Here is a 21287-nt window from a genome sequence, read left to right on the forward strand (position 1 = left end):
CGACAAAAAAAAGACCCCAAATAGGGTCCATTCATTAATTCAAAGTGTTTCTATAAACATAAGGGTCATTAGGCTTTGGAATGGTTTTGTAGCTTGTTACTTTTAAAACAGGAATTTTGGTTTTCATTTGTGGATAATAAACTGTATCCATTGTTCCTGTTACTTGATACCATTGGTCATTCGGTATGTGTACGTTTTTCGGGAATTGAATCATCATTCCAAAGGCACCAGAGTCAGCGACACAATGAATGAGCCCAAATCGAAGTAAAAACAGCTGGTTAGGTTGTTCTCCTGGACCATTGTAAGTAAATCCTTTCATGGTAAGAGTTTTCCCTGCAAAAGCCCCTGAAAAATTATACATTACTTCTAACCCGACTAAATAGTCTTTATCCGTTAAAGTAATATTATTTTTTGGAATATAAGACTTAGACTCTTTCCTTACTAAATCCTCAAAATCAGTTTGATTCATGAATTTACTCATATCAGGATTTAGAACTTGGTGCATCCCTTCCCGATTAGTTCCGTCTTCTAATGTTGGAAATGAAAACCCCTTTGCATCCACAAGCTGTGAATCAAGAGTTGCCACTGGCAAAACTACTCCAGAAATAGCAGGAATTAACACAAGCGTGTAAGCCAAGAATTTTTTTATCTTTTTTCCAGCAGATTGTTTCTTTTTTTCGTGACCATGTTCATGATGGTGTTCATGCTCATGATGATCGTGGCTACATTCACAATCATGATGTTTCTCTTTCTCGTCTCCAGATGACCATAATTTAATTCCTTCGACAACTGTAAGTATGAATAAAATCACGATCATACTTGCAGATAAGAAGCTATACTTCATGTTTATATATTTTGAAATGTTTCCTGTGGCATGCAGCATAAGAAACAAGTTTGTAGTAAGTATTAAAATAAGGACTTTAAACATCATCCCACATCCTTTACAAAAGAAGTGAACCAATGAATACAAATGAAGAAATTAATGAAACTAAAAGAAGAGCAAATTTTGCTTTAAAAGACCCAAACATCATAAGTAAATTTTTAATATCTACCATATTGCCAAACACTAAGAAAGATACAACTGAAGCTTGGGGAAAAAAATTACGAAAAGATGCTGCTACAAAAGCATCTGCTTCCGAACAAACAGATAAGATAAAAGCTAAAGCCATCATAACCAATATAGCAGTTACGTGCGTACCGCCCAGTGTTGTTAATATCCGAGTAGGTACATAAACTTGCATAGTAGATGCAATTAGTGCACCCAGCACTACGTATTTTCCCATACTAAAAAATTCGTCAACGGTGTGGTTAAAAACACTCATTAATTTTTGTTTAGTATTTTGGTGAGAATGGTCATGAGTGTGTAATTCACTATTTTCCTTTAATGGATTCTCCTTTATGACAAAAGATAATACAAGACCAACTAAAATAGAAACACCTATCGCTAACCCTGCTCGGTACCCTACCATCTTCCAGCTATCTCCGAAAGCAATAAATGTAGCAAATAAAACAATCGGATTGATAATTGGTCCAGAAAGCATAAAGGAAATGGCTGCATGTGGGGCGAGCCCCTTTTTTATGAGCCTCGTAACGATGGGAACAATGCCACATTCACACCCTGGAAATAATACTCCCATTAAACTAGCAGCAATAACAGATAAAAATCTATTTTTTGGCAGAATTTTAAGTAATGTATTTTCAGAGATAAAAACTTCAATCAATGCAGAAATAAATGCCCCCACTACAATAAAAGGGAATGCCTCGATGACGATACTTATAAAAATGGTGTTTAATTGTAATATTCGGTCCATGCAATTTCCTCCTGTGGTAGAACACAATTGGTTTCTTTAAAAAAATAAATTCTGTCATATCAAAAATATCACTAATTTGATATGTTTTGATTTTCCATATGGGGTAGATATGTTTCCCATTAAAATATATTAAACAATCTTTGTGATGAAAATGTTAACAGTTCAAAAGAATTTTCTAATTGTTTTATTTGAAACCAATAATAATTAGAAATAGAAAATCCAGCACAATTACGGCTGGATCTCTCTGTATTAGGTAATGGTTCGTTTACCCAAAAATGATTCTACTACTTAAATGTGAATATTTTATGAATAGATAAAAATAAATGCCTTTAATCTTGTTGTTAATTTGATGGAGTAATCATTTTTTTCATTAATAAATAAAGGGCTATTCAATTTTAATGCCTGCATCAAATACATAGGGCTGCTGTGGAGCAACAATTTTTGAAAGTTGATCAATTTTTATAACGGGAATTGTCTCCCCATTGAATTGGGTTTGCTCAATTTTCCCTGTTACTTGAACCCATTTATCCTTCGACAAGGCAGCTACCTCTCCTTTTGCCATCATTCCATAAACTGAGGCATCGGCAACACAACATGTGATTCCAAATCGAGCAACAATAATCTGGTTTTGCATAAATTCTTTTTCCCGATACACAAATCCTTTTGTGGTTACGGTTTTTCCAATCATCACATTTAAATTATCTTGAATAATGTTCATTATGTTTACATACTGGTTATCGTCTATATTAATGATATTAGCCTTTAATATTTTATTCTTCAACGCATCATAATCTTTTTGAGTTAAAGGCTCAGGTTGATTATCAAGTACATTTTGTGTGTTAGTTGAAGTATTAGTTTTATTGGTATTAGATGATGATGGTAATTTTGGACTGTTATTTAAAGTTATATTTTGTTTAGACGGTTGAGAACTAGCTCCTAATTTAATTGTTCTATTCATTGCAACAGAGCTGCCTAGAACATTGTTCGAGAAAAGAAATCCTGTGGTTATAGGAATAATAAACAATAAATAAAGAAAGACACTTTTCCCGAAAGAGGAAGGATAGTTATGATCCCCGTCACAATCACAATGATAAGAATGATTTTGCCCTGAAGTTCCTCTCATAATCAGAAGAACTCCAAGAATAAGGCATATAAAGAGTGTAAAGTAAATAAATCGAATCATTTTTGGTGCGATTAAAAGAGATATATTATTCGTTAGAAGTAATTTGAGTAACAGTAGCATAAATCCAATCAAAATGATTCCCCTGATAAGATGATGAAAAGAAAAATCTTGGACTTTATTAGGTCTCAGCATTGGACACCCCTTTTATAAAAAAATTAGTTGAAAAATATAAACGGAAAAATAGACGACAAGAGGAGTTACCATTAGTAGATATAGGACGAATTTTTTCTTAAAAAAACCAAATAACATTAAGGTGTTTTTTATATCAATCATAGGACCGAAGACTAGAAATGCAAGGATGGAACCTTCTGTAAAAGTGGAACGAAAAGAAGAGGCTACAAAGGCATCTGCTGAAGAGCATAGAGAAAGGACGTAACCTAGTCCCATCATAGCCATTGGTGCAAAGGTTGTGCTTGTCCCTATTGATAAGAGAACATTTCGGTCTAAGAAGGCTTGAAATAAACTGGCAAGAAATGCACCTATGAATAAATACTTCCCTGTATCAAATAATTCATCACTTGCATGATAAAGTGTTTCTAATAGTTTATTTCCTCTTTGGTGGTTGTGGTGGTGATGGTTTTCCTTCTGCATTTTAAGAATATTTTCACCTTTAAAGCGTCTGTAAATGATTAATCCAATAATAATGGAACTTATAAATCCTACAAACATCCTTGCATTGGCTACATAAGGTGTGCTTTTAAATGCAAAATAAGTAGACGCATAAACGACAGGGTTTAAGATTGGAGCACTAAGCATAAATACAACACCTACATGTGAAGGCATGCCTTTTTTTATTAACCTGCGTACGACAGGAACGATGGCACACTCACATATAGGAAAGATAATCCCAAGTAAGGCAGCAGGTATAAGGGCTAAATAGGCATTACGGGGCAAAACCCTTCGGACTACATTTTCGGAAACAAATGATTGGATAATAGCTGATACAAATACACCCAGTAAAATAAATGGAATAGCTTCTAAAATAATACTAAGAAAAATGGTATTTACATTAAAAAACGTACTTGGGATTCTAGTAAAAATAGTGATGTTTTTTAGCTCCTCCGCAAAGAGAAATAGAAAAAGGAATAAACAAAATAATAGAAAAACAAGACTATCTTTAAACATCTTATATATAATGGTCACAGCAATTCTACCTCCTCAAATCTATCATTCCTATCATATGGATATGCGATTATGATTCGTTTATTTCATTAAAATTTGATGATTGACATGAATAAAAAATCGTTATAAGATTTAATTCGTAATAATTACGATTTGTATATTACTAATAATCTTAAATAATACAAAATAATTATTCGATTTAAATCGTAATAATTCCTAATTAAAGATAACTTTGGAGGTAAATGAACATGAAAAGACTCTTAGTCCTATTAATTATTTTTCTATTAATGGTAAGTGGTTGCTCTAACACAGCGTCAACGAAAAGTGAAAAAACAAGTGAAGAATCTAAAAAACTGCAAATTGTCACTACTTTTTATCCGATGTACTACTTTACAAAAGAGGTGGCTGGCAGTTCAGCAAACGTGGAACTATTAATACCAAATGGTGCAGAACCACATGATTGGGAACCGACAGCAAAGGATTTGATAAAAATTCAAAACGCCGATGTTTTTATTTACAATAGCCAATACTTTGAGCTTTGGACTGAAAAAGTATTGAAAAGTATTAATGATTCCAATTTAAAGGTTGTTGAGGCTGCTAGTGGGATTAAATTGATGGATGCACTCGAATCAGAAGATGATGAGGAACATGGTCATTCGGAACATACATCGTCTGTAGATCCTCATGTCTGGCTTTCTCCAGTTCTAGCTCAGCTAGAAGTAAACACTATTGCTAAGGCTTTAGAACAGGCAGATCCCAAAAATAAAGACCAGTTTCAAAAAAATGCAGAGGCTTTAAATGCGGAGCTAGCTGATTTGGACCACTTATATAAAGAGACTATCGATAAAGCCAAGAAGAAAGAATTTGTTACACAACATGCTGCATTTGGATACTTGGCAAAACAATATGGATTGACTCAAATTCCTATCGCAGGATTATCACCCGATGTCGAACCAACATTAGGAAAATTAACTGAATTAACAGAGCTAACAAAGAAGAAAAATACCGAAGTTATTTATTTTGAGGAGATGACATCTTCAAAAGTGGCGGAAACGTTAGCAAAAGAAATAGGTGCTAAAACGGAAGTATTAAATCCATTAGAGGGATTAACGAAGAAAGAGCAAGAAAAGGGCTTAGACTATTTAGATGTTATGAAAAATAATCTGGAGTCATTAAAATTATCGATTTTAGATTAGTTATCTAATTTGGAGTTAATTAATAATTTTATAAAAGTTTATGATTTTATTAATTTATCTAATGGTTTACGCTGCCTTTTTCTGCTTTTCTTTTTGAGCTAAAAGGGTAGCGTTTAGTTGGATATCATTAAAAGGAATTTTCTAAAAATAAATGATTCAAATAACAAGAATTTTATATTGAGCTTGACATGATAAAAAGAACTCATGTAAAATACAAATCGTAATGATTTCGATTTATTAAAAGGAGGAAGTTCTATGAGAGTAAAAATAACTCTTCAATGTACAGAATCAGGTGACAGAAATTACATCACTACTAAGAACAAAAGAAATAATCCTGAAAGACTGGAATTGAGAAAGTATTCTCCTAGATTGAAACGCTATACAATACATAGAGAAACGAAGTAGATACAAAGTTATTTGTCAGTCTATGGACATAAAGAATGTTCCGATGATTCATGGATAAGTATAATGTTTAAATCGTAATGATTTTGATTTAAGCGAAATGGAAGGAATGATAAAATGAAAGATATTAAAATTCCAGTAACCGTTTTAAGTGGCTATTTAGGTGCAGGTAAAACAACATTATTAAATTATATTCTTCAAAACCGTGAGGGATTAAGAGTTGCGGTTATCGTCAATGACATGAGCGAAATTAACGTAGATGCCGAATTGGTTAAACAAGGAGGCGGGCTTAATAGGACGGAAGAAAAACTGGTAGAACTAACCAATGGATGTATTTGTTGTACTTTAAGAGAAGATCTTTTAAAGGAAGTGAAACGGCTCGTCCAAAAAGGAAACATTGATTACATTGTGATTGAATCAACAGGTATTAGCGAACCAGTACCAGTTGCTCAAACATTTTCTTATATTGATGAAGAATTGGGGATTGACCTGACCAAGTATTGTCGGCTAGATACCATGGTCACGGTGGTTGATGCAAATAGGTTTTGGCACGATTTTGCCTCTGGTGACCTGCTATTAGAAAGAAATCAGGCATTAGGTGAAGATGACGATCGATCTGTTGCGGACTTATTAATAGACCAAATTGAGTTTTGTGATGTTTTAGTCCAAAATAAATGTGATTTACTAGAAGAGGAGCAATTAAGACAACTGGAGGTATTTTTAAGAAAGCTCCAGCCTGAAGCAAATTTCCATCGTACCGTAAACGGAAAACTTCCACTTAAAGAGGTATTGAATACAGGTTTATTTAATTTTGAAACTGCAAGCCAATCGGCAGGATGGTTAAAAGAATTAGAGGCACCTGAGCATAACCCTGAAACGGAAGAGTATGGGATAAGCTCCTTTGTTTATAGAAGTTTGGTTCCATTTCATTCTGAAAGATTTAATCGTTGGGTAGAGGAAATGCCTGAAGTGATAGTGAGGGCAAAGGGAATTGTATGGTGTGCAACTAGAAATGACTTAGCTTTATTATTCTCGCAAGCTGGTCCATCGATACAATTAGAGCCTGTTTCTTACTGGATAGATTCTTTACCTTCTGAACAGCAAGCTCAGTATTTTGAAGAAAATCCTGAATTAAGAGATGATTGGGATGAAAAGTATGGAGATCGGAAAAATGAACTTGTCCTAATTGGAATCGACATGGATAAAACCCTTGTAAAAGCCTCTTTAGACAGATGTTTGTTGACCGATGAGGAGATGACACAAAATTGGAATGAAATGAATGATCCTTTTGAATGGACCATTACGACAGCAGTATAAGATATAAATTTCCAACAAATACCTTACAATTAAGTGTATCCAGTAATAATATTTTTACTATTTCCGCAGAGGTAATGCTGAAGCACTTTGTCCTTTTTTATGTAAGAAAAAGTAAGTTTGTGAAGAAATGTACTTAAAGTAACGGGTGCAAGAGTTGAAGATCCAGCTATTATTTTAGATGGTGTGTTATGAAGTTAATGTAATCAGGAGGTTTGAAGAAACTTTCATACTATACTGAAGATTTAAGTGAAATCTCTGTCGGGAAGTATACAAAAGTAGAGAGGGAAATTTAAGAGGTAAGCACCAGAAAGTGCTTACCTAATAACCTCATCCAGAGAAATGATTCTATGCTTTAACTCCTTATTCGAATCTAAAACACCTATTACAAATTGATTATCTTCTGTTATTGTCGCATATCTGAAATGTTCATCCCCATTAATAAGGAAAGCTGTTTCCTGTTTTGCCTCCAACTTAGCAAAGACATCATCTGTGTAATCAAGTGGTAGAAAATCATCTAATCCTTCTGTTGGTCTACCAACCCATTGGAAGAGGAAATCTTTGATTGCATATTGCTCAATCATCGATAAATTTTTCTTGAATTTTAGTTTATTCACCAATATTGTGTTCACTTAATCACTCCTCAGAAAGTATGTATAGTTTATACTTTAAAATACCTAACTACAACGGTATTACTGTGACATATTATTTACATTTTATTTCGAGTTAATGAAAATATGGGTCCAATTTGTCAATCCTTTTTTCTTATTGTGCAAACGGTCAGGTTGGTGAAAAAAGAGAAAGCCCCAAAGTAAATATTTACTTGGGGGGATGTTTTTCATAGGGAAGATATGGAACTTTCTTAGGCGTATATGTAATTACATCAGAAGAATAAATTTCGATTATTAATTTGTTTTCTATCGATTTTGCAAGTATGAGTATAGGTTGATTGTAATCATTTTTAAAGATTAAATCAGGTCCATTCCAACTAACGGTGGCATCCCGCTTTGGTGGAACGTATGGAACCTCTCTACTGTGTGAATTACGCTGAACAACTTTTAAACCAGCATTATCAACTGCATTAAAAAGGGTAGATGATACTTGACAAATTCCACCACCAAAGTCCTCTGAAAATTCCCCATTAACGATTACCGTAGCTGGCATATATCCTTTTCCTGCTGTTCTTTCTCCAACCACTTTATTAAAGGAAAATATTTCACCTGGAAAAAGAACATAATTATTAATGGCTTTTGCAGCAAGATAAATATTATTGTTTCTTTCTTTTTTATTGGAATTGAAGAATGTTACATATTTCCCTATTTTTTCACCTCTAATATTTCCAAGTAATTCACTGTCGACCCTTGGATAAATAGCTATTAAGGGGACTTCTAATGTGGATGAGCCATTATTAAAATAATAAGAAAAAATATTTTCTGTGAAAACTTGGCGGTTTAAACGGTAACCGATTTGTTCTGGTATAATATTTCCGTTTTTATCTATAATTGCATTTTTAGGATTTTTAGTTACATGCTGGTCAATATCGTCCATGAATTTTTTAAACTTTTTTGTATCCAAAATGGGTAATATAGGCAAGTACATCGAAAAGGTAGTACGGTTGGCAACGGAGATAGGATCACTGTTGTTAGTGATTACTAAACTTCCTGGCATAATCACTTGTTGAGATAAAATTATTAGTCCAAGCATCCAACTGAAATTCATATGCTTAAAACCTCCCTAATTTAATTATGAGTTAAAATATCCATTTCATGTAATTGCGGCTATTCTTTTATTACGGTCATTTCTGGAAATAAAACCTTTACAACAATGATTGTGAAAAATTTCACTTAAAGTAACGGGGTATTTAGTTGAAGAAGAAATGCATAAATATTTAAATACGAGTGATTTTCAAATATTAATTTATGGGTGTGCGAATTAAGAGGGACTTAATTAATTTAAGGGAGATAATACAGGAGGATAGAACTACAATATTTTTTCTACATAAACAAAATTAAACCAAACAACATATACTAACAATATGTGGTAAACCAAAAAGAAGACCGTGGCCGATGGACACGGTCTAAAAAACAACTCAAGCAGTGAATGAGTAATCTAACCTCGTCGGCCAAAACAGGGTGGATTATTCTTTTTGTTTTTTTGTTTGCTCAAGTGACCTCACCTACATATTTATTTTGGTTAAAATAAGTTTATTAAGTTTCTAGTACATAAGGTATTTACGGTAATTGTATTGTTTTGATATGCTCTAAATTCCGACAAACCGTTTCCCCTTCAGCTGTTATAAGAATCAACTTGTTATTACGAACCTTTTGGAGTAAGCCTATTTTTTCAGTATCTTCTCCACCATCTATAATAACTAGTTGATTTTCTAATCTTTTCAACTGTTCATCAAAAGATCTAGCTAAAGGAGTCGATATAGGCACCAGGGGTAGATTCTCCTTGTTTAAGGAATACGGTATAGTATTAGGGGGATACGGAATTATCCATTTAACATGATTCATCGAAATAAACATTGTTTTGTACACAGGGGAGTGAAAAACAAAATAGTCGTTCATAATACTGGTTATATAACCATGAATGGATTTATTCCCTGTGACATAAATCTTGACAAACAAACCTTTAGCAATAGTTAATGATTTTCGAAACGATATGACATCCAATTCAATTGGTTTTTCTGAAGGAGGGTTATAAGTGGTATATTCTTCTTCTAAACTGGTTTCTTTCAATCTTTGAACATGAACAAATGGAATGTAGAGGTATGAATCGGTCCTGCCATCGTATAAAACAATGATGTCCAACCCAGCATCTATTAGGATTCCCTTGTGAATAACGCCTCCTGAAATTTCAACCTCAATAAATATTCCTATTGAATCTACAAAATCAATAAGCATCTCAATTCTCCTTTTTTCTCAAATTATCGTTGAAGTGCTCCACTAAAGAGCCAAGAAACCCAATAATACAAGACAACTAAGGTAAACAATGTCGCAGGGGGAATAACGACAACTGTGATTTTTATATATTGCCACCAACTGATCATTACCTTCCCTTTCCTTACGATATGCATCCACATCAGCGTAGCAAGCGTTCCCATTGGAAGTAATAACGATCCCATGTCGCTGCCAATTACGTTTGCTAAATAGGCAATTTTCAATTCGAGTAAACTTAGATTCATATGCGTTAACGTGAGTGTTCCAACCATGAGTGCTGGGTGATTATTAAAAAGATTGGAGAGAACAGATAGAAGTACACCCATCATGACACTCGCATGCAGCAGGCTTCCAGAAACGATTGGTTTCATGAATCCAATCAACCAGTCCGTTAAACCAATGTTATTGAGACCGTAAATGATGGTATACATACAAAAGGCGAAAACGATAATATACCACGGCGTTTTTTTCACCATATCGGCAGGGGATATTTTTAAATAAGCCCATCTCCATGCTAAAAGAACAAGCGAGCCGATAACAGCCATAAGAGAAACGGGAATGTTTACAAACGAAGCGACAAACAGGCTACAACGGACAGCAAATACGAAAAGAAGAACATTTCTCATAAATCTTGAACGAGCTTTTTCCGTATCATGCTGAAGAATTCCTATACTTGATTTAAGTGGGTGGTAAGAGGAACTTGTCAGACCCGAAACATTAGTAGGAACGGTTTTCGGCAAGATTTTTCTAAATCGTAGGAACAGGAGAACAACTAGCAAAAGTAAACCAAGAGTTGCTGGAACAAACATCATCGCCGTATGCAAATACAAACTCATATGCACAATTTTTAGAGCGATCAAATTTACAATGTTACTTACACCAATTGGAGCACTCGAAGCAGTCGCAATTAATGCTCCAGACAGCAAATACGGAATTTTTTGATGGTTTTTTAAGCCCATGTTGTTTAATAACATGACTAGGATTGGAGTTGTAATTAAAATACTCCCGTCGTTATTAAAAAAGAGTGTCATGAGAAAACATAAAAGATTGACGTACCAGAATAAACGTACCCCTGACCCCTTTGCCATGGCAGCCAGTTTTTCTGCTACCCAATTAAAGAATCCAAAACTTTCTAAAACAATCGCCATGACAATCGTTGCCATAATCGTAATGGCGGCACCACTTATGGTGTTTGTAATTATACCCAGGTCTGTTAATGAAACACTTCCACTAAGTACGACAATGACCGCACCTATTGCAGCAGGTATGGCTTCATTAATGTTTCTAGGTCTCCAAAGAATAAATCCGAGGGTAACCAAAAAAGTGATGATGGTTATCCAAACGGTTAAATGACTCATATTTTTTCTCCTTTCATCTAGCTAGTTTTTCATGATGTATCCATGAGACGACCTAACCACCTCAATAAGTTAGTCCACTCTTGTCCCCCCCTTCCATCTATCCCTCTTGTTAGTTTGTACTGTATTTATATGTATCAAGAATAGGACATGCTTTGGGTTTGTACCCGTTTTTCCAAAAAATCAAATAGAGTCTAAAAAACAATGATTCAAGTAATTACACATGTCAAGATAGAAGAACATACCTAATTACAAGAATTAACCCTTATTATTAAATTGAAGTAGTTTCTAATGGCAAAAATAAAAAGCGATACTAAGTAAGCGTCGCCCGATATGGTTTAACCTTATTTTTAACCTTCTGCTTATGGCTTTAAGTAGGCATGGAATTTTCTTAGTTGGAATAACGATGCAGATTGTGAAGAATTGTACTTAAAGTAACGGGGGCTTATGTTTAACAAGAAGTTGCTGCGGCAGCTCTTTTTCTTTATTGTGCTAACGTGCAGTTTAGTTGAACAAGGAAATCAACAATACGTATCGAATAATATTGTTAAAACAAATTTTTAAGGAGAAGGACAATGAATAATTTTAGCTTAATTAATGTTTTAATAGTTTTATCAGTAATCATTATTGTTGTTATAGCGTATATGCCTACATTTTATTAAATCAATAAACGCCTTAATTACTTAGAAAATGAGATAAAAAAATTAAATGGAGAATAAACCTTGTTCAACTAAAGGGTGCGTTAGTTTAAGACTATAGGGGCTGCTCTAATGAAGATAATTGGAGAAGATAATGTGAAGATAGATATGGTATTTGATTATGAAATAGGTAATGATTTAACTTCAAATATACAAGAATTGTTAAGCGAATGTTTTCAAGAAGACTTTCCAAAAAACAGAATTTATTTCAAACAATTACCTCATTTTAGATTTGTAGTTTTTAACGACAAAAATCAACTTGTAGGACAGGTAGGAATAGATTACAGAGTGATGAATCTTAACGGAAATCCTATAAGAGTGCTTGGTCTAATTGATTTATGTGTCACCCAAAACACTCGCTCACAGGGGATAGGTTCGATGTTACTTCTAGAAATTGAACAGTTTTGTTGCAATAGAAATATTGATTTTTTATTGTTATTTTCTGACAACAAAACGTTGTATTTAAAAAATGGGTACAAGTCAGTTACGAACAAATGTAAATGGTTAAAAATTGACCATATAAGTCAAATTACAAGGGATATAGGTTATGAAGTAATTGATGGATTAATGATTAAAGAAGTTGGTAAGTCTGGTTGGAGCGAAGGAGATCTAGATTTTTTAGGCTATCTTTATTAAGCTAACGGGTCCGATAGCTGAATTGGGAGTTGTCGATACGGCAGCTCTTATTGCTTATTGTGTTAACGAAGTAGGTTAGCTTAAGAAAGATTTTATTTCATTTCCCTATTATTGGGTTTTACGATTAAAATAGATGCAGGTTGATAAGGGGGCACTGACTATTATGAGGGTTAATCAAAGAGCAATATTTATTAATGAAAGACAAATTCATTACACTTATATTGAAAATGGAAGTCCAGTTGTTTGTTTTATGTTCTCTGGGGCAGGTTACACATATGAGAAGCCATTATTTTATTATTCAACAATGATAATGCTTGAAAATAAGTATGATGTTGTACATATTCATTATTCTTATGAACAGGACATATTAAAACTTCCTTTAAGAGATATAACACAAATAATCTTTAATGATGTAAATCCCGTTATTACTGAGGTGCTTAGAGATAATCAATATCAAGAAATTGTGTTTTTAGGAAAATCACTTGGTACAATTCCTATCATTAATGGACTTATGAAAAATGATATGTATTTAAATTCTAAAATGGTTTTGCTTACACCATTACTGAAGTATGATTCAATTTATGAAACCTTACTGATATGCAATCATTCATCCCTAATTGTTATAGGAGAAAAAGACACTCATTATATCCCAAGCAAAATTGAATCAATAGCAAACAAAAACAATATAAAAATTGCAAAAGTCCCCATTGCCAATCATTCTTTAGATATTGAACCATTTAATACTTCAATGTCCATCATAGCTATGGAAAAGGTAATGAAAAGATTGGACGAATTTATAAAATCATAATTCTTCTTCAACTAACGGGTGCTTGAGTTGAGTAAGGTATGGCTGCTGCGGCAGCCTTTTTCGTTGTTCCACTAACGTAAGCAGATTAGTATAACAAGCAAAAGTGATACAATAATAAAATAGGTCTTGTTTTCAAGGAGGTAAAACATGGATTACATTTCACCGAAAGAAGCGGCGTTAAAGGTGAAACGGTGGCCTAAAGATACCATAGCGGCGGGTCGTCGTCATACCGTTGGTCTTAAATCTGACGGAACGGTGACGGCTGTGGGTGATAATAAATATGGCCAATGTAATGTAAGCGGTTGGCACGATATTGTGGCGGTCGCGGCGGGTAATGTTCATATGGCGACGAACACGGGTAATGCTCATACAATCGGTCTTAAATCGGACGGTACTGTGGTGGCTGTGGGTTGGAATAAGCATGACCAATGCGATGTAAACGACTGGCGCGATATTGTAGCGGTTACGGCGGGTTGGCGTCGTACCATTGGGCTTAAATCGGATGGTTCGGTGGTAGCTGTGGGCCGAAATAATGAAGGTGAATGCAATGTAAGCGGCTGGCATGATATTGTGGCGGTCGCGGCGGGTGACTGGCATACCATCGGTCTTAAATTGGACGGCACGGTGACGGCTGTGGGTAATAATAGGTATCGCCAATGCAATGTAAGCGACTGGCTCGGCATAGTGGCGGTTGCGGCGGGTTATCTTCATACTGTTGGGCTTAAATCGGATGACACGGCGGTTGCTGTGGGTCAAAATAAGGTAGGCCAATGCGATGTTAGCGGCTGGCGCGGTATTGTGGCGATAGCGGTGGGTAGTAGTCATACCATCGGCCTAAAATCGGACGGTACTGTGGCGGCTGTGGGCTGGAATGAGTATGGTCAATGCAATGTAAGTGACTGGTGCGATATTGTAGCAGTTGCGGCGGGTTGCGCTCATACCATCGGCCTAAGATCGGACGGCACGGTGGTTGCTGTGGGTGATAATGAATATGGCCAATGCGATGTAAGCGGCTGGCGCGGCATCCAACTGCCCGGCAATTAGTTTTCGGGTAAAAAGGATACAGTTCCTGCAACTAGTAAATCAAAAAAAGGATTAAATATAAAAGGTAAAAATCCCCTCTTCAGCTAACGGGTGCAAGAGTTTAAGATCGGTAGCTGCTTCGGCAGCTTTTATTTTTGCTTGTTCAACTAACATAGCAGGTTAGTTGAAGAAGGAATTGATATTAACGTAGCATTTGACTCAAAGGGCGACATAAAAAGATAATTAAAGAGGGTTCTAAAATAATTTTTAGAACCCCTCTAGTGATTATTAGTATCCTCAACACATGAAGGATGCTCCAACAATGATTAAAAGGATGAATAGAACAACAATCAAAGAAAAATGTGCCCATTTCGCCACCTTGGTAGCCCATCAATCATCACCACCTTTATTAGACATCTATAAAAGAGCTTTCGGGCTCTTTTTTCTTGTAATATTTGAATTCACCAATTAACTAAAAAAGTGCATTTAATCTTTTAAAATAGGTAGTAGTTTAGTCAGTTATAAATGTCACTCATATTCTATAAAGACCATTTGGACAGGTTTATTGTAAAGGAAGTGAAAACATGCGTTATGTAAAACATCAATCTACTGCGAATAAAAAGATCTCCAATAATGAAACGAACGATGATATTGAAGTAAGTATTATAATACCTTCCCGAAATAAGTATCCGTTAAATTTATTTACCCTTTATTCACTTGAAAATCAATCCTTTAACGTTAAGAAGATGGAAGTAATTTTTATTAATGATGCATCTACTGATGAAACAGAAGAAAAATTAAAAAACTATCATCCTCCCTATATTTTTAAATATATTCACAGCACACAAAAACTCGGAAGAGCCAGGGTTAGAAATTTAGGTATCGAATCAGCAAGCGGCAGGATTCTTATTTTCCTTGATGCTGAAATGATTACTGAACCTGAGTTTGTACAAAATCACTATAACTATCACCATATAACCGATAATCTGATTGTGACAGGCACGATGCATTCAAAAGCTCTATATTCTTGTATTTTCCCCGAATTTTCCGACCAATTCACACCCTGTTAGAAATGCCATCCATGGAAACATGAACCCTTCTAACTTTACATTGTAATTACTAATTATTTCTTCGAACCATGGGTACGCAGACTGTTCAAAAAGAAGAAACCTGAATTTGGGAATTACTCTTACGAATATGGCTTTGATATGGACTGTAGACTGCTACGAGTAAAGGGTGTAAATGAGTTTACAACTCCAGACAGTGGTTTTAACGAAGAGTATTTGATATATATCGGAGATGTGGTTTATGGTTTGGAATTTGATAACTTAGGCGAGTTGGGAGTGGTGTCCAAGTGCATTTACGATAACGGAAAATTAATGAAGTATGAACGAAGCGTGTGCGGGATGAAGAAATTTGCCGACCTTCATTATGAGGAATACACATACGACAACAATAGGCTTTCCGAAGTAGATTTCTTTTTTAATATTACGCCGCAATTAGAACTGTACGAAGAGCAAAGATTGCGTGTAGAACACGATGAAGATGGTAATATCATTAGGTTAATCAGCGATGAAATTGTTGATGGTAAAGCAGAGCAGTATATATATAATGTTAAACCGCCCAAAAAATAAGTGGCTGCACTAAAAAGATAACAGGATAGGGGTAGCTCTATACACAAAAGGTGAGATTAATTTGGCTTTTTATAGGATTTTCTTATTAAACAAACGGGGTGCAAGAGTTAAAGATTGGGATGGCTGTGGCGATCCCTATTTTTATTGCACTAACGAAGCAGAATAGTTGTAGAAGAACATAATAAAAACAGTGCATATGTAAAAGCTAATTTCTATTACTTGAAGTTTGGATGGTTCTAATGACAAAAAGATTTAAAACTATTTTAATGACGCTAATCATAATATTTTTTGTATTTATGGCTGGTAAATATCTATTTGATTTCTTATTTGCGGATATGTGTGGAAATGATATTAAACAAAAAATCCCTTCTCCCAGTGGTGAGAATGTGGCTTACATTTTCGAAAGAAGTTGTGGTGCGACAACGGGATTTTCACCCCAATTATCGATTTTAAATAAAGATGATGATTTTCAAAATGAATCTGGAAATACATTTAGGTCAGATAAAGATTTTTCGATTGAATGGCATAATGAAAAGAATCTAAAAGTTATCTATGATAAATCTTCCGAAACTTATGAAATGGATAAAAAGGTGAATGGGATTAAGATTGAATATGTAGGTAAGTAAAAGCCTGTTATATTATAATAAGTTATTAAGCTAACTGGGTGCTTTACTTTAATAAGAACAACCAAAGAATAAAAAACAAATATCTACATTTCATGAGTGGCTGACAAGTCGCTCTTTTTTTTTATGATTTTTTAATTTTCTTAAACATTTCAGACATCAATTCACGGTTCTCCATTCTCAATGCTTTTTCTTGTGTAGCATATTCTTTACAGATATTTATAGAATGTTGTAAATCTGTCTGAATAATATCCATTTTATATTCATCAATGTCTCCAATTAGATAGTTGATCATATATTCAAGATGTTTTGAAATAGTATTTTGTTTACTCTGTTTAATTTTAATTCCTTTAATCTCATTGTTATTCATTTTTATCTTTTTAACGTACTGTTTGATTTTCTCTGTATTCTGCTTATTATCTGAATCAAGTGTAACGTCAAATAATGTGACTAATTCTTTCTTGTTTGGTTTCATTACAATCAATGTTTCATTGTTAATATAGTAATCAAGTGTATCTCTTCTTGCTGGAGCATAATTCTCTATTAGTAATTCAGCATTGTTTACAAATTCTAAGATTCTATAGGCTACCTCATACTCATTATTCGTAATAAATTTATTGATTTCACTTTCTCCCTTAATTCCCATTATCCGTTGAACAAATCTAAATTTAACATGACCATCTATTAACAACTTTATCACCTCACAATTATTATAAATATTAGTGGTTGAAAAGTCGCTCTTTTATTTTTTTCTTCTTCAACTAACGTAAGCAGGATAGTGGAAGAAAAAAGAATAAAAAGTGGGTATCCATAAACACTAAAATATAAAAAGAGATATAGAAGGAAATATTATGCAAAAAGTTATAAAAGTGGTGTGCCTTTCTTTAATTTATTTGTTATTTATTTTACGTTTTTTTACTGATGTCTTTGTAGGAAATCCAATTATAGCAATACTTTTAGGGATACTCTTTCTACTGCTAGGAATTGTTGAACGTAAACAAAACAATGCTATGTCTAAAGTGTATATGGGTGTATCAGGAATAGTTATTCTATTAGCAGTTTTTATGCTTTTGTTTCCAGATGCCCCTTTATTTAGTAAAAGCTTATTAAAGTAACGGGTGCTTCGTATTATAAGTATTAATATTGATAAAAGTAAATTGCACACAAATTGCACAGAATTTCTAGAAACAACGGAATTAACAGATTTTATTTGCATAAATAACCATTCGGTTCTGGAATTATCGGACTTAATGGAATTGGTTTATACAAAAATACTGCATAAAAGTGCCATTAGAGAATTGACAGGGAAGAGGTCTTCAAACCAGCAATAATAATCCTAGAAACAGCCCAAATCTTTCTTAAAAAAAGATTTGGGCTGTTTTCTTTACTCTCACTTTCTACTAATGCTCAATCTCACTTCGATGATAATAACAATTTAGTTGTTTCAAAAATGATGATTAATAAAACTAATTAGACTCTCTAGGAAAAAGTAATAAAGATAGACTAGTGAAGATGTCAACAACGGTTTATTTTCCCCCATTTCCAACGGTTAAAAAATCCCCAATTTCAGCGTTCAACCTTGTATTGGTTGAACGCCAGCCCGCTGTTTTTCTCGATTGTCCTTTAATATTAAACGTTATTGAATGGTGCAATAAACGGTCGAGAACGGCAGTAGCTAAAACATCATCTCCAAATATTTTCCCCCATTCAACATAGGATTTATTGGACGTAATAATTATAGATCCGTGCTCATACCTTTTTGAAATGATTTGAAACAATAGATTAGCACTAAGCTCATCAAATGGAAAATAACCCATTTCGTCAATAATTAATACTTCAGGAACACACAATTTATTAACTAGGCGGGCAGTAGTTCCACGCTGCCTCACACCTAGTAAACTTAAAATAATTATATAACAGTTGTTGACTTTTAAAATCTGTTATAATACAATCAATCTAACAAATATATCCACTATTTCAGGAGGTCATGAAAATGTTAACTTTAGAATTCTACCGTAACTTACCGGAAAAAGAATGTCGTGAATGTGGAGACACCATTGAGGAGCAACACGAATCTTATTTATATGAGTGTGAAAGATGCATCGGAAATCATGAAGCCTAAGGTAACGAATATGATTAATCGTGCTAGATGATTGCCCTGTTCCTTTTTCACAACTATAGGTCAGATAGCAGGGGGGCTATCACGGTATACAGCGTAGGTGGGGCTCATACCAAGAACAGGGCATGAAGATAGTGCAAAAACTAGCTTCCTATGAATAATCTTACAAAAAGTCACAGGTACAGAACGAAAGGAGAACAAGTAAAATGGGAATGTATGAACAAGCCTATAGCAGGTATATGGAGAAATGTGAGGAATTTGGAATTAAGGCCATTGATTTTATTGAGTTTATTCGGAACTTAACGACAGAACAAATTCAAATTATAGTAAGTAACTAATCAGACTGGAACATAGTATCCTCTTATTAGTTTAGTCTATTTAACTAACGCCTACATTCCATAGGTTCCTGTTCCATTTACGGCAGGCTGCCGTACCAAACGAGTCGAAAATCTTAAAGACCTTGGGCTTCTCGCCCAAACCTATCCAACGGTAGCCCGTTGGATCGTATTATACGGCCCCTATTAATCTCCTTCTTTGTTCTATTTATTGTAATCGTTTGCTCATAAGGGCGGTCAAGGGTGCTACGCTAGCGCTTCGCAAAGTTTGTGAACTTTTTTAAGAAGGGCGCTTAAAAAACTTCACAAACTTGAAGCCCGTTGACAGCCCTTTTTGCAAAGATTGGGAGAGGTCAAACAAAAAAGGTGTGATAGAGAATGGAAACAAGTTTTCATGGGTTGAAGGTAGCAAAATCAAGCACAGGTTATTTTGTAGGTAGATTTTTTCAGGAAGATGAGGCTAGCACAAAATTTGTTCGACTAACCGATGATTTGAGCAGCAAACAAGAAGCCATCCAGTGGATCGAAGCCATTTATGGAAGATGGAGCAGAAAGGAAAGAGGGGTAGCTTTATCAAGACTAAAGGTGAAAATTCATTGATTTTAAAAGGCTCTTACATATTAGATATGTATCATATATGCCCTTGGCTTTGAACCTTGCAGGGTCGTGTTTCTCTTACAAAGGGAGCAAGTTGCCTCTACTCCAACACCTATCAAGGTTACACGACCCTTCTTCAAAGTAAAGGGACCGCTAACGCTCATATATTATACATAGTGGACATAATTAATTTGGTCCGTTTAATGTGTAAAAGATGTTGAAATTTCACCAAAAAGGCGTACATATTAAACATAATGTACGCCTTTTTTTATGGTCTAGTTAAATTTTCTCCCTCTTCTTTGTTATTTTTTATTTTTGTGTTATTTCGTCTTGTTTGGAGGCAGCGAGCCCCAACAAGACGGCATCATCTATGCTGCGCATGGATGAAGCATAAAAACCTTAAAAGGTCTGTTTTAAACTTGTACTGTTCCAGAATCTCATTTCAAGAATTTTAATGAGGTTTTAATAGAAAAATTCCGAAAATGTGCGCTAAGCCATTTCCTAACTATTAATTAAAGATAAAAAATTGTTGGATTATTGTAAATATTCGGTTAAATCGACAAACATTTTACAATCACTTATTTATAATGGGGGAAGGTGATTCTAGTTTGTCCAAAAAGGTTTTTCTACATTTTTTATAGGGGGAGATGTAAACATGGATTTTTATGAAAAGTTACCTACTGATTTTTTAATTGCTTTTTATGATGAAATGATGAAAAACATTGAAAAAGGATTATTAACGAAAAATATGTATTATGAATTAGGTTTACTGATTTCAGTTGCAAGTCATAGGGGTTTTACATTAGAGCAACCATGCGACTTTGAACAGATAGTCGATCAAAAGGCTCTGGATGATTTTATTCAATTTACGCAAAATGTAACGTAATAAGGGATGTTTTTAACCATCTTGTGAACTTTTACTATGTAACCATCAAAAGAAAATCAAAAAAAAATTCCCGTATTCATTTGTGAAAATACAGGACTTTAATCAAACCTCTGAATGTTGTTGATTTTTACTTTTTTGATACATCGTGATGAGCTCGTCTAATTTCCGACTGCAACAAAGGGTGTCATCGCTATTTAATCCAGTTTTTCCCGCAATTAGGATCAAAATCTTTCTCATCTGATTGATCCGGTCCTCTAGTTCCTCAATCTCGATAAACATCATACATTCCCCTGATTCTCTTTAACTGTTTTTAATTCGATAAATTGGTTTTCCTCGCAATTATTATTATGCGAAAAATTCTGTATAATTGGAATACATCTGACAAAACCCCCTAAAACATTACAAATAATTTTGTAGATAAAAGAACTTAGGGCGAAAAGAAAGGAACAAGAGGCCTTTCTCTCAGTCGTACTTGTCGCTTTTTTCGGTTTCCTCCTTCATTCCGTACGTTTCCAAGGTATTTATAGGTAGCCACGAGCATACTTAGAAAAACAAGAATAAATCGTAGACTGCGCATTCATGCAGCTTAAAAGACAATCAATT

General features: G+C 34.3%; 25 protein-coding genes and 1 pseudogene. 14 read left to right on the top strand and 12 right to left on the bottom strand.

The window, feature by feature from the left end; genetic code table 11:
• Positions 1 to 34 precede the first annotated feature (34 nt).
• From CCK98_RS32935 to CCK98_RS32950, 4 genes are all read right to left on the bottom strand, one after another.
• Positions 35 to 931, bottom strand: coding sequence for a TIGR03943 family protein (locus CCK98_RS32935; RefSeq protein WP_256942619.1), 897 nt, complete (start codon positions 929 to 931; stop codon positions 35 to 37).
• Positions 932 to 941: 10 nt separating this feature from the next.
• The gene (locus tag CCK98_RS32940) at positions 942 to 1811 is read right to left on the bottom strand and encodes a permease (protein WP_088090802.1); all 870 of its coding nucleotides are present in this window, start codon (positions 1809 to 1811) and stop codon (positions 942 to 944) included.
• Between the two features lie 385 nt (positions 1812 to 2196).
• A complete protein-coding gene (locus tag CCK98_RS32945; protein ID WP_373408553.1) occupies positions 2197 to 3066 on the bottom strand; it encodes a TIGR03943 family protein in 870 nt (289 codons plus the stop codon).
• Positions 3067 to 3138: 72 nt separating this feature from the next.
• Positions 3139 to 4119, bottom strand: a complete 981-nt coding sequence (locus tag CCK98_RS32950; protein WP_088091081.1) for a permease — start codon at positions 4117 to 4119, stop codon at positions 3139 to 3141.
• A 245-nt stretch (positions 4120 to 4364) separates the two neighbouring features.
• On the opposite strand from CCK98_RS32950, the gene CCK98_RS32955 reads away from it, so the two are divergent.
• From CCK98_RS32955 to CCK98_RS32965, 3 genes are all read left to right on the top strand, one after another.
• A complete protein-coding gene (locus CCK98_RS32955; protein ID WP_088090804.1) occupies positions 4365 to 5312 on the top strand; it encodes a metal ABC transporter substrate-binding protein in 948 nt (315 codons plus the stop codon).
• Positions 5313 to 5567: 255 nt separating this feature from the next.
• Entirely contained in the window at positions 5568 to 5717 is a 150-nt protein-coding gene (gene rpmG / locus CCK98_RS32960) for a 50S ribosomal protein L33 (protein ID WP_088090805.1), read from the top strand.
• A 114-nt stretch (positions 5718 to 5831) separates the two neighbouring features.
• Positions 5832 to 7031 carry a GTP-binding protein gene (locus tag CCK98_RS32965; RefSeq protein ID WP_088090806.1) on the top strand — a complete coding sequence of 400 codons (1200 nt, stop codon included), beginning with the start codon at positions 5832 to 5834 and terminating at the stop codon, positions 7029 to 7031.
• Between the two features lie 314 nt (positions 7032 to 7345).
• Here the strand turns inward: CCK98_RS32965 and CCK98_RS32970 are convergent, their stop codons facing one another.
• The 4 genes from CCK98_RS32970 to CCK98_RS32985 form a co-directional block, all read right to left on the bottom strand.
• The gene (locus CCK98_RS32970) at positions 7346 to 7660 is read right to left on the bottom strand and encodes a hypothetical protein (RefSeq protein WP_088090807.1); all 315 of its coding nucleotides are present in this window, start codon (positions 7658 to 7660) and stop codon (positions 7346 to 7348) included.
• Between the two features lie 187 nt (positions 7661 to 7847).
• Positions 7848 to 8732, bottom strand: a complete 885-nt coding sequence (locus CCK98_RS32975) for a VanW family protein (protein WP_373408554.1) — start codon at positions 8730 to 8732, stop codon at positions 7848 to 7850.
• A 527-nt stretch (positions 8733 to 9259) separates the two neighbouring features.
• Entirely contained in the window at positions 9260 to 9934 is a 675-nt protein-coding gene (locus CCK98_RS32980; RefSeq protein WP_088090809.1) for a DUF2642 domain-containing protein, read from the bottom strand.
• Positions 9935 to 9957: 23 nt separating this feature from the next.
• The gene (locus CCK98_RS32985) at positions 9958 to 11328 is read right to left on the bottom strand and encodes an arsenic transporter (protein ID WP_088090810.1); all 1371 of its coding nucleotides are present in this window, start codon (positions 11326 to 11328) and stop codon (positions 9958 to 9960) included.
• A gap of 767 nt (positions 11329 to 12095) precedes the next feature.
• Between CCK98_RS32985 and CCK98_RS32990 the strand changes: the two genes are divergently transcribed.
• The 3 genes from CCK98_RS32990 (at position 12096) to CCK98_RS33000 (ending at position 14511) form a co-directional block, all read left to right on the top strand.
• Positions 12096 to 12659 (top strand): GNAT family N-acetyltransferase, encoded by a 564-nt coding sequence (locus tag CCK98_RS32990; protein WP_256942616.1) that lies wholly within the window; start codon positions 12096 to 12098, stop codon positions 12657 to 12659.
• Between the two features lie 163 nt (positions 12660 to 12822).
• On the top strand, positions 12823 to 13467 hold the full coding sequence (locus CCK98_RS32995) for an alpha/beta hydrolase (RefSeq protein WP_088090811.1): 645 nt from the start codon (positions 12823 to 12825) through the stop codon (positions 13465 to 13467).
• A gap of 147 nt (positions 13468 to 13614) precedes the next feature.
• Positions 13615 to 14511 carry a chromosome condensation regulator gene (locus tag CCK98_RS33000; RefSeq protein WP_088090812.1) on the top strand — a complete coding sequence of 299 codons (897 nt, stop codon included), beginning with the start codon at positions 13615 to 13617 and terminating at the stop codon, positions 14509 to 14511.
• A gap of 276 nt (positions 14512 to 14787) precedes the next feature.
• On the opposite strand, the pseudogene CCK98_RS33005 reads toward CCK98_RS33000, so the two are convergent.
• Positions 14788 to 14881 (bottom strand): annotated as a pseudogene (locus CCK98_RS33005) (YjcZ family sporulation protein).
• A 193-nt stretch (positions 14882 to 15074) separates the two neighbouring features.
• On the opposite strand from CCK98_RS33005, the gene CCK98_RS33010 reads away from it, so the two are divergent.
• The 3 genes from CCK98_RS33010 to CCK98_RS33020 all read left to right on the top strand — a co-directional run bounded on the left by CCK98_RS33010 (position 15075) and on the right by CCK98_RS33020 (position 16750).
• Positions 15075 to 15560, top strand: a complete 486-nt coding sequence (locus CCK98_RS33010; RefSeq protein WP_088090814.1) for a glycosyltransferase family 2 protein — start codon at positions 15075 to 15077, stop codon at positions 15558 to 15560.
• A 138-nt stretch (positions 15561 to 15698) separates the two neighbouring features.
• Entirely contained in the window at positions 15699 to 16124 is a 426-nt protein-coding gene (locus CCK98_RS33015; RefSeq protein ID WP_088090815.1) for a hypothetical protein, read from the top strand.
• A 239-nt stretch (positions 16125 to 16363) separates the two neighbouring features.
• Entirely contained in the window at positions 16364 to 16750 is a 387-nt protein-coding gene (locus CCK98_RS33020) for a hypothetical protein (RefSeq protein WP_088090816.1), read from the top strand.
• Positions 16751 to 16871: 121 nt separating this feature from the next.
• On the opposite strand, the gene CCK98_RS33025 is transcribed toward CCK98_RS33020, so the two are convergent.
• Entirely contained in the window at positions 16872 to 17438 is a 567-nt protein-coding gene (locus tag CCK98_RS33025) for a hypothetical protein (RefSeq protein ID WP_088090817.1), read from the bottom strand.
• 160 nt (positions 17439 to 17598) lie between these two features.
• On the opposite strand from CCK98_RS33025, the gene CCK98_RS33030 reads away from it, so the two are divergent.
• Positions 17599 to 17862: a DUF3953 domain-containing protein gene (locus CCK98_RS33030; protein WP_088090818.1), complete on the top strand. Its 264-nt coding sequence runs from the start codon at positions 17599 to 17601 to the stop codon at positions 17860 to 17862.
• Positions 17863 to 18273: 411 nt separating this feature from the next.
• Here the strand turns inward: CCK98_RS33030 and CCK98_RS33035 are convergent, their stop codons facing one another.
• Positions 18274 to 18636: an ATP-binding protein gene (locus CCK98_RS33035; RefSeq protein WP_373408555.1), complete on the bottom strand. Its 363-nt coding sequence runs from the start codon at positions 18634 to 18636 to the stop codon at positions 18274 to 18276.
• Positions 18637 to 18740: 104 nt separating this feature from the next.
• Here CCK98_RS33035 and yhfH point away from each other — a divergent pair, with 104 nt between their 5' ends.
• The 4 genes from yhfH to CCK98_RS33050 all read left to right on the top strand — a co-directional run bounded on the left by yhfH (position 18741) and on the right by CCK98_RS33050 (position 20684).
• Positions 18741 to 18869, top strand: a complete 129-nt coding sequence (gene yhfH, locus CCK98_RS33040; RefSeq protein ID WP_088090819.1) for a protein YhfH — start codon at positions 18741 to 18743, stop codon at positions 18867 to 18869.
• 203 nt (positions 18870 to 19072) lie between these two features.
• A complete protein-coding gene (locus tag CCK98_RS36690; protein ID WP_256942621.1) occupies positions 19073 to 19204 on the top strand; it encodes a hypothetical protein in 132 nt (43 codons plus the stop codon).
• A 375-nt stretch (positions 19205 to 19579) separates the two neighbouring features.
• A complete protein-coding gene (locus tag CCK98_RS33045; protein WP_088090820.1) occupies positions 19580 to 19801 on the top strand; it encodes a hypothetical protein in 222 nt (73 codons plus the stop codon).
• A gap of 652 nt (positions 19802 to 20453) precedes the next feature.
• Positions 20454 to 20684, top strand: coding sequence for a hypothetical protein (locus CCK98_RS33050; protein ID WP_088090821.1), 231 nt, complete (start codon positions 20454 to 20456; stop codon positions 20682 to 20684).
• Between the two features lie 102 nt (positions 20685 to 20786).
• Here the strand turns inward: CCK98_RS33050 and CCK98_RS33055 are convergent, their stop codons facing one another.
• Positions 20787 to 20966: an aspartyl-phosphate phosphatase Spo0E family protein gene (locus tag CCK98_RS33055; protein ID WP_088090822.1), complete on the bottom strand. Its 180-nt coding sequence runs from the start codon at positions 20964 to 20966 to the stop codon at positions 20787 to 20789.
• Positions 20967 to 21287: the final 321 nt, after the last annotated feature.

The sequence above is a fragment of the Bacillus sp. OV166 genome, assembly GCF_900177675.1.
GTDB lineage: Bacteria > Bacillota > Bacilli > Bacillales > Cytobacillaceae > Neobacillus.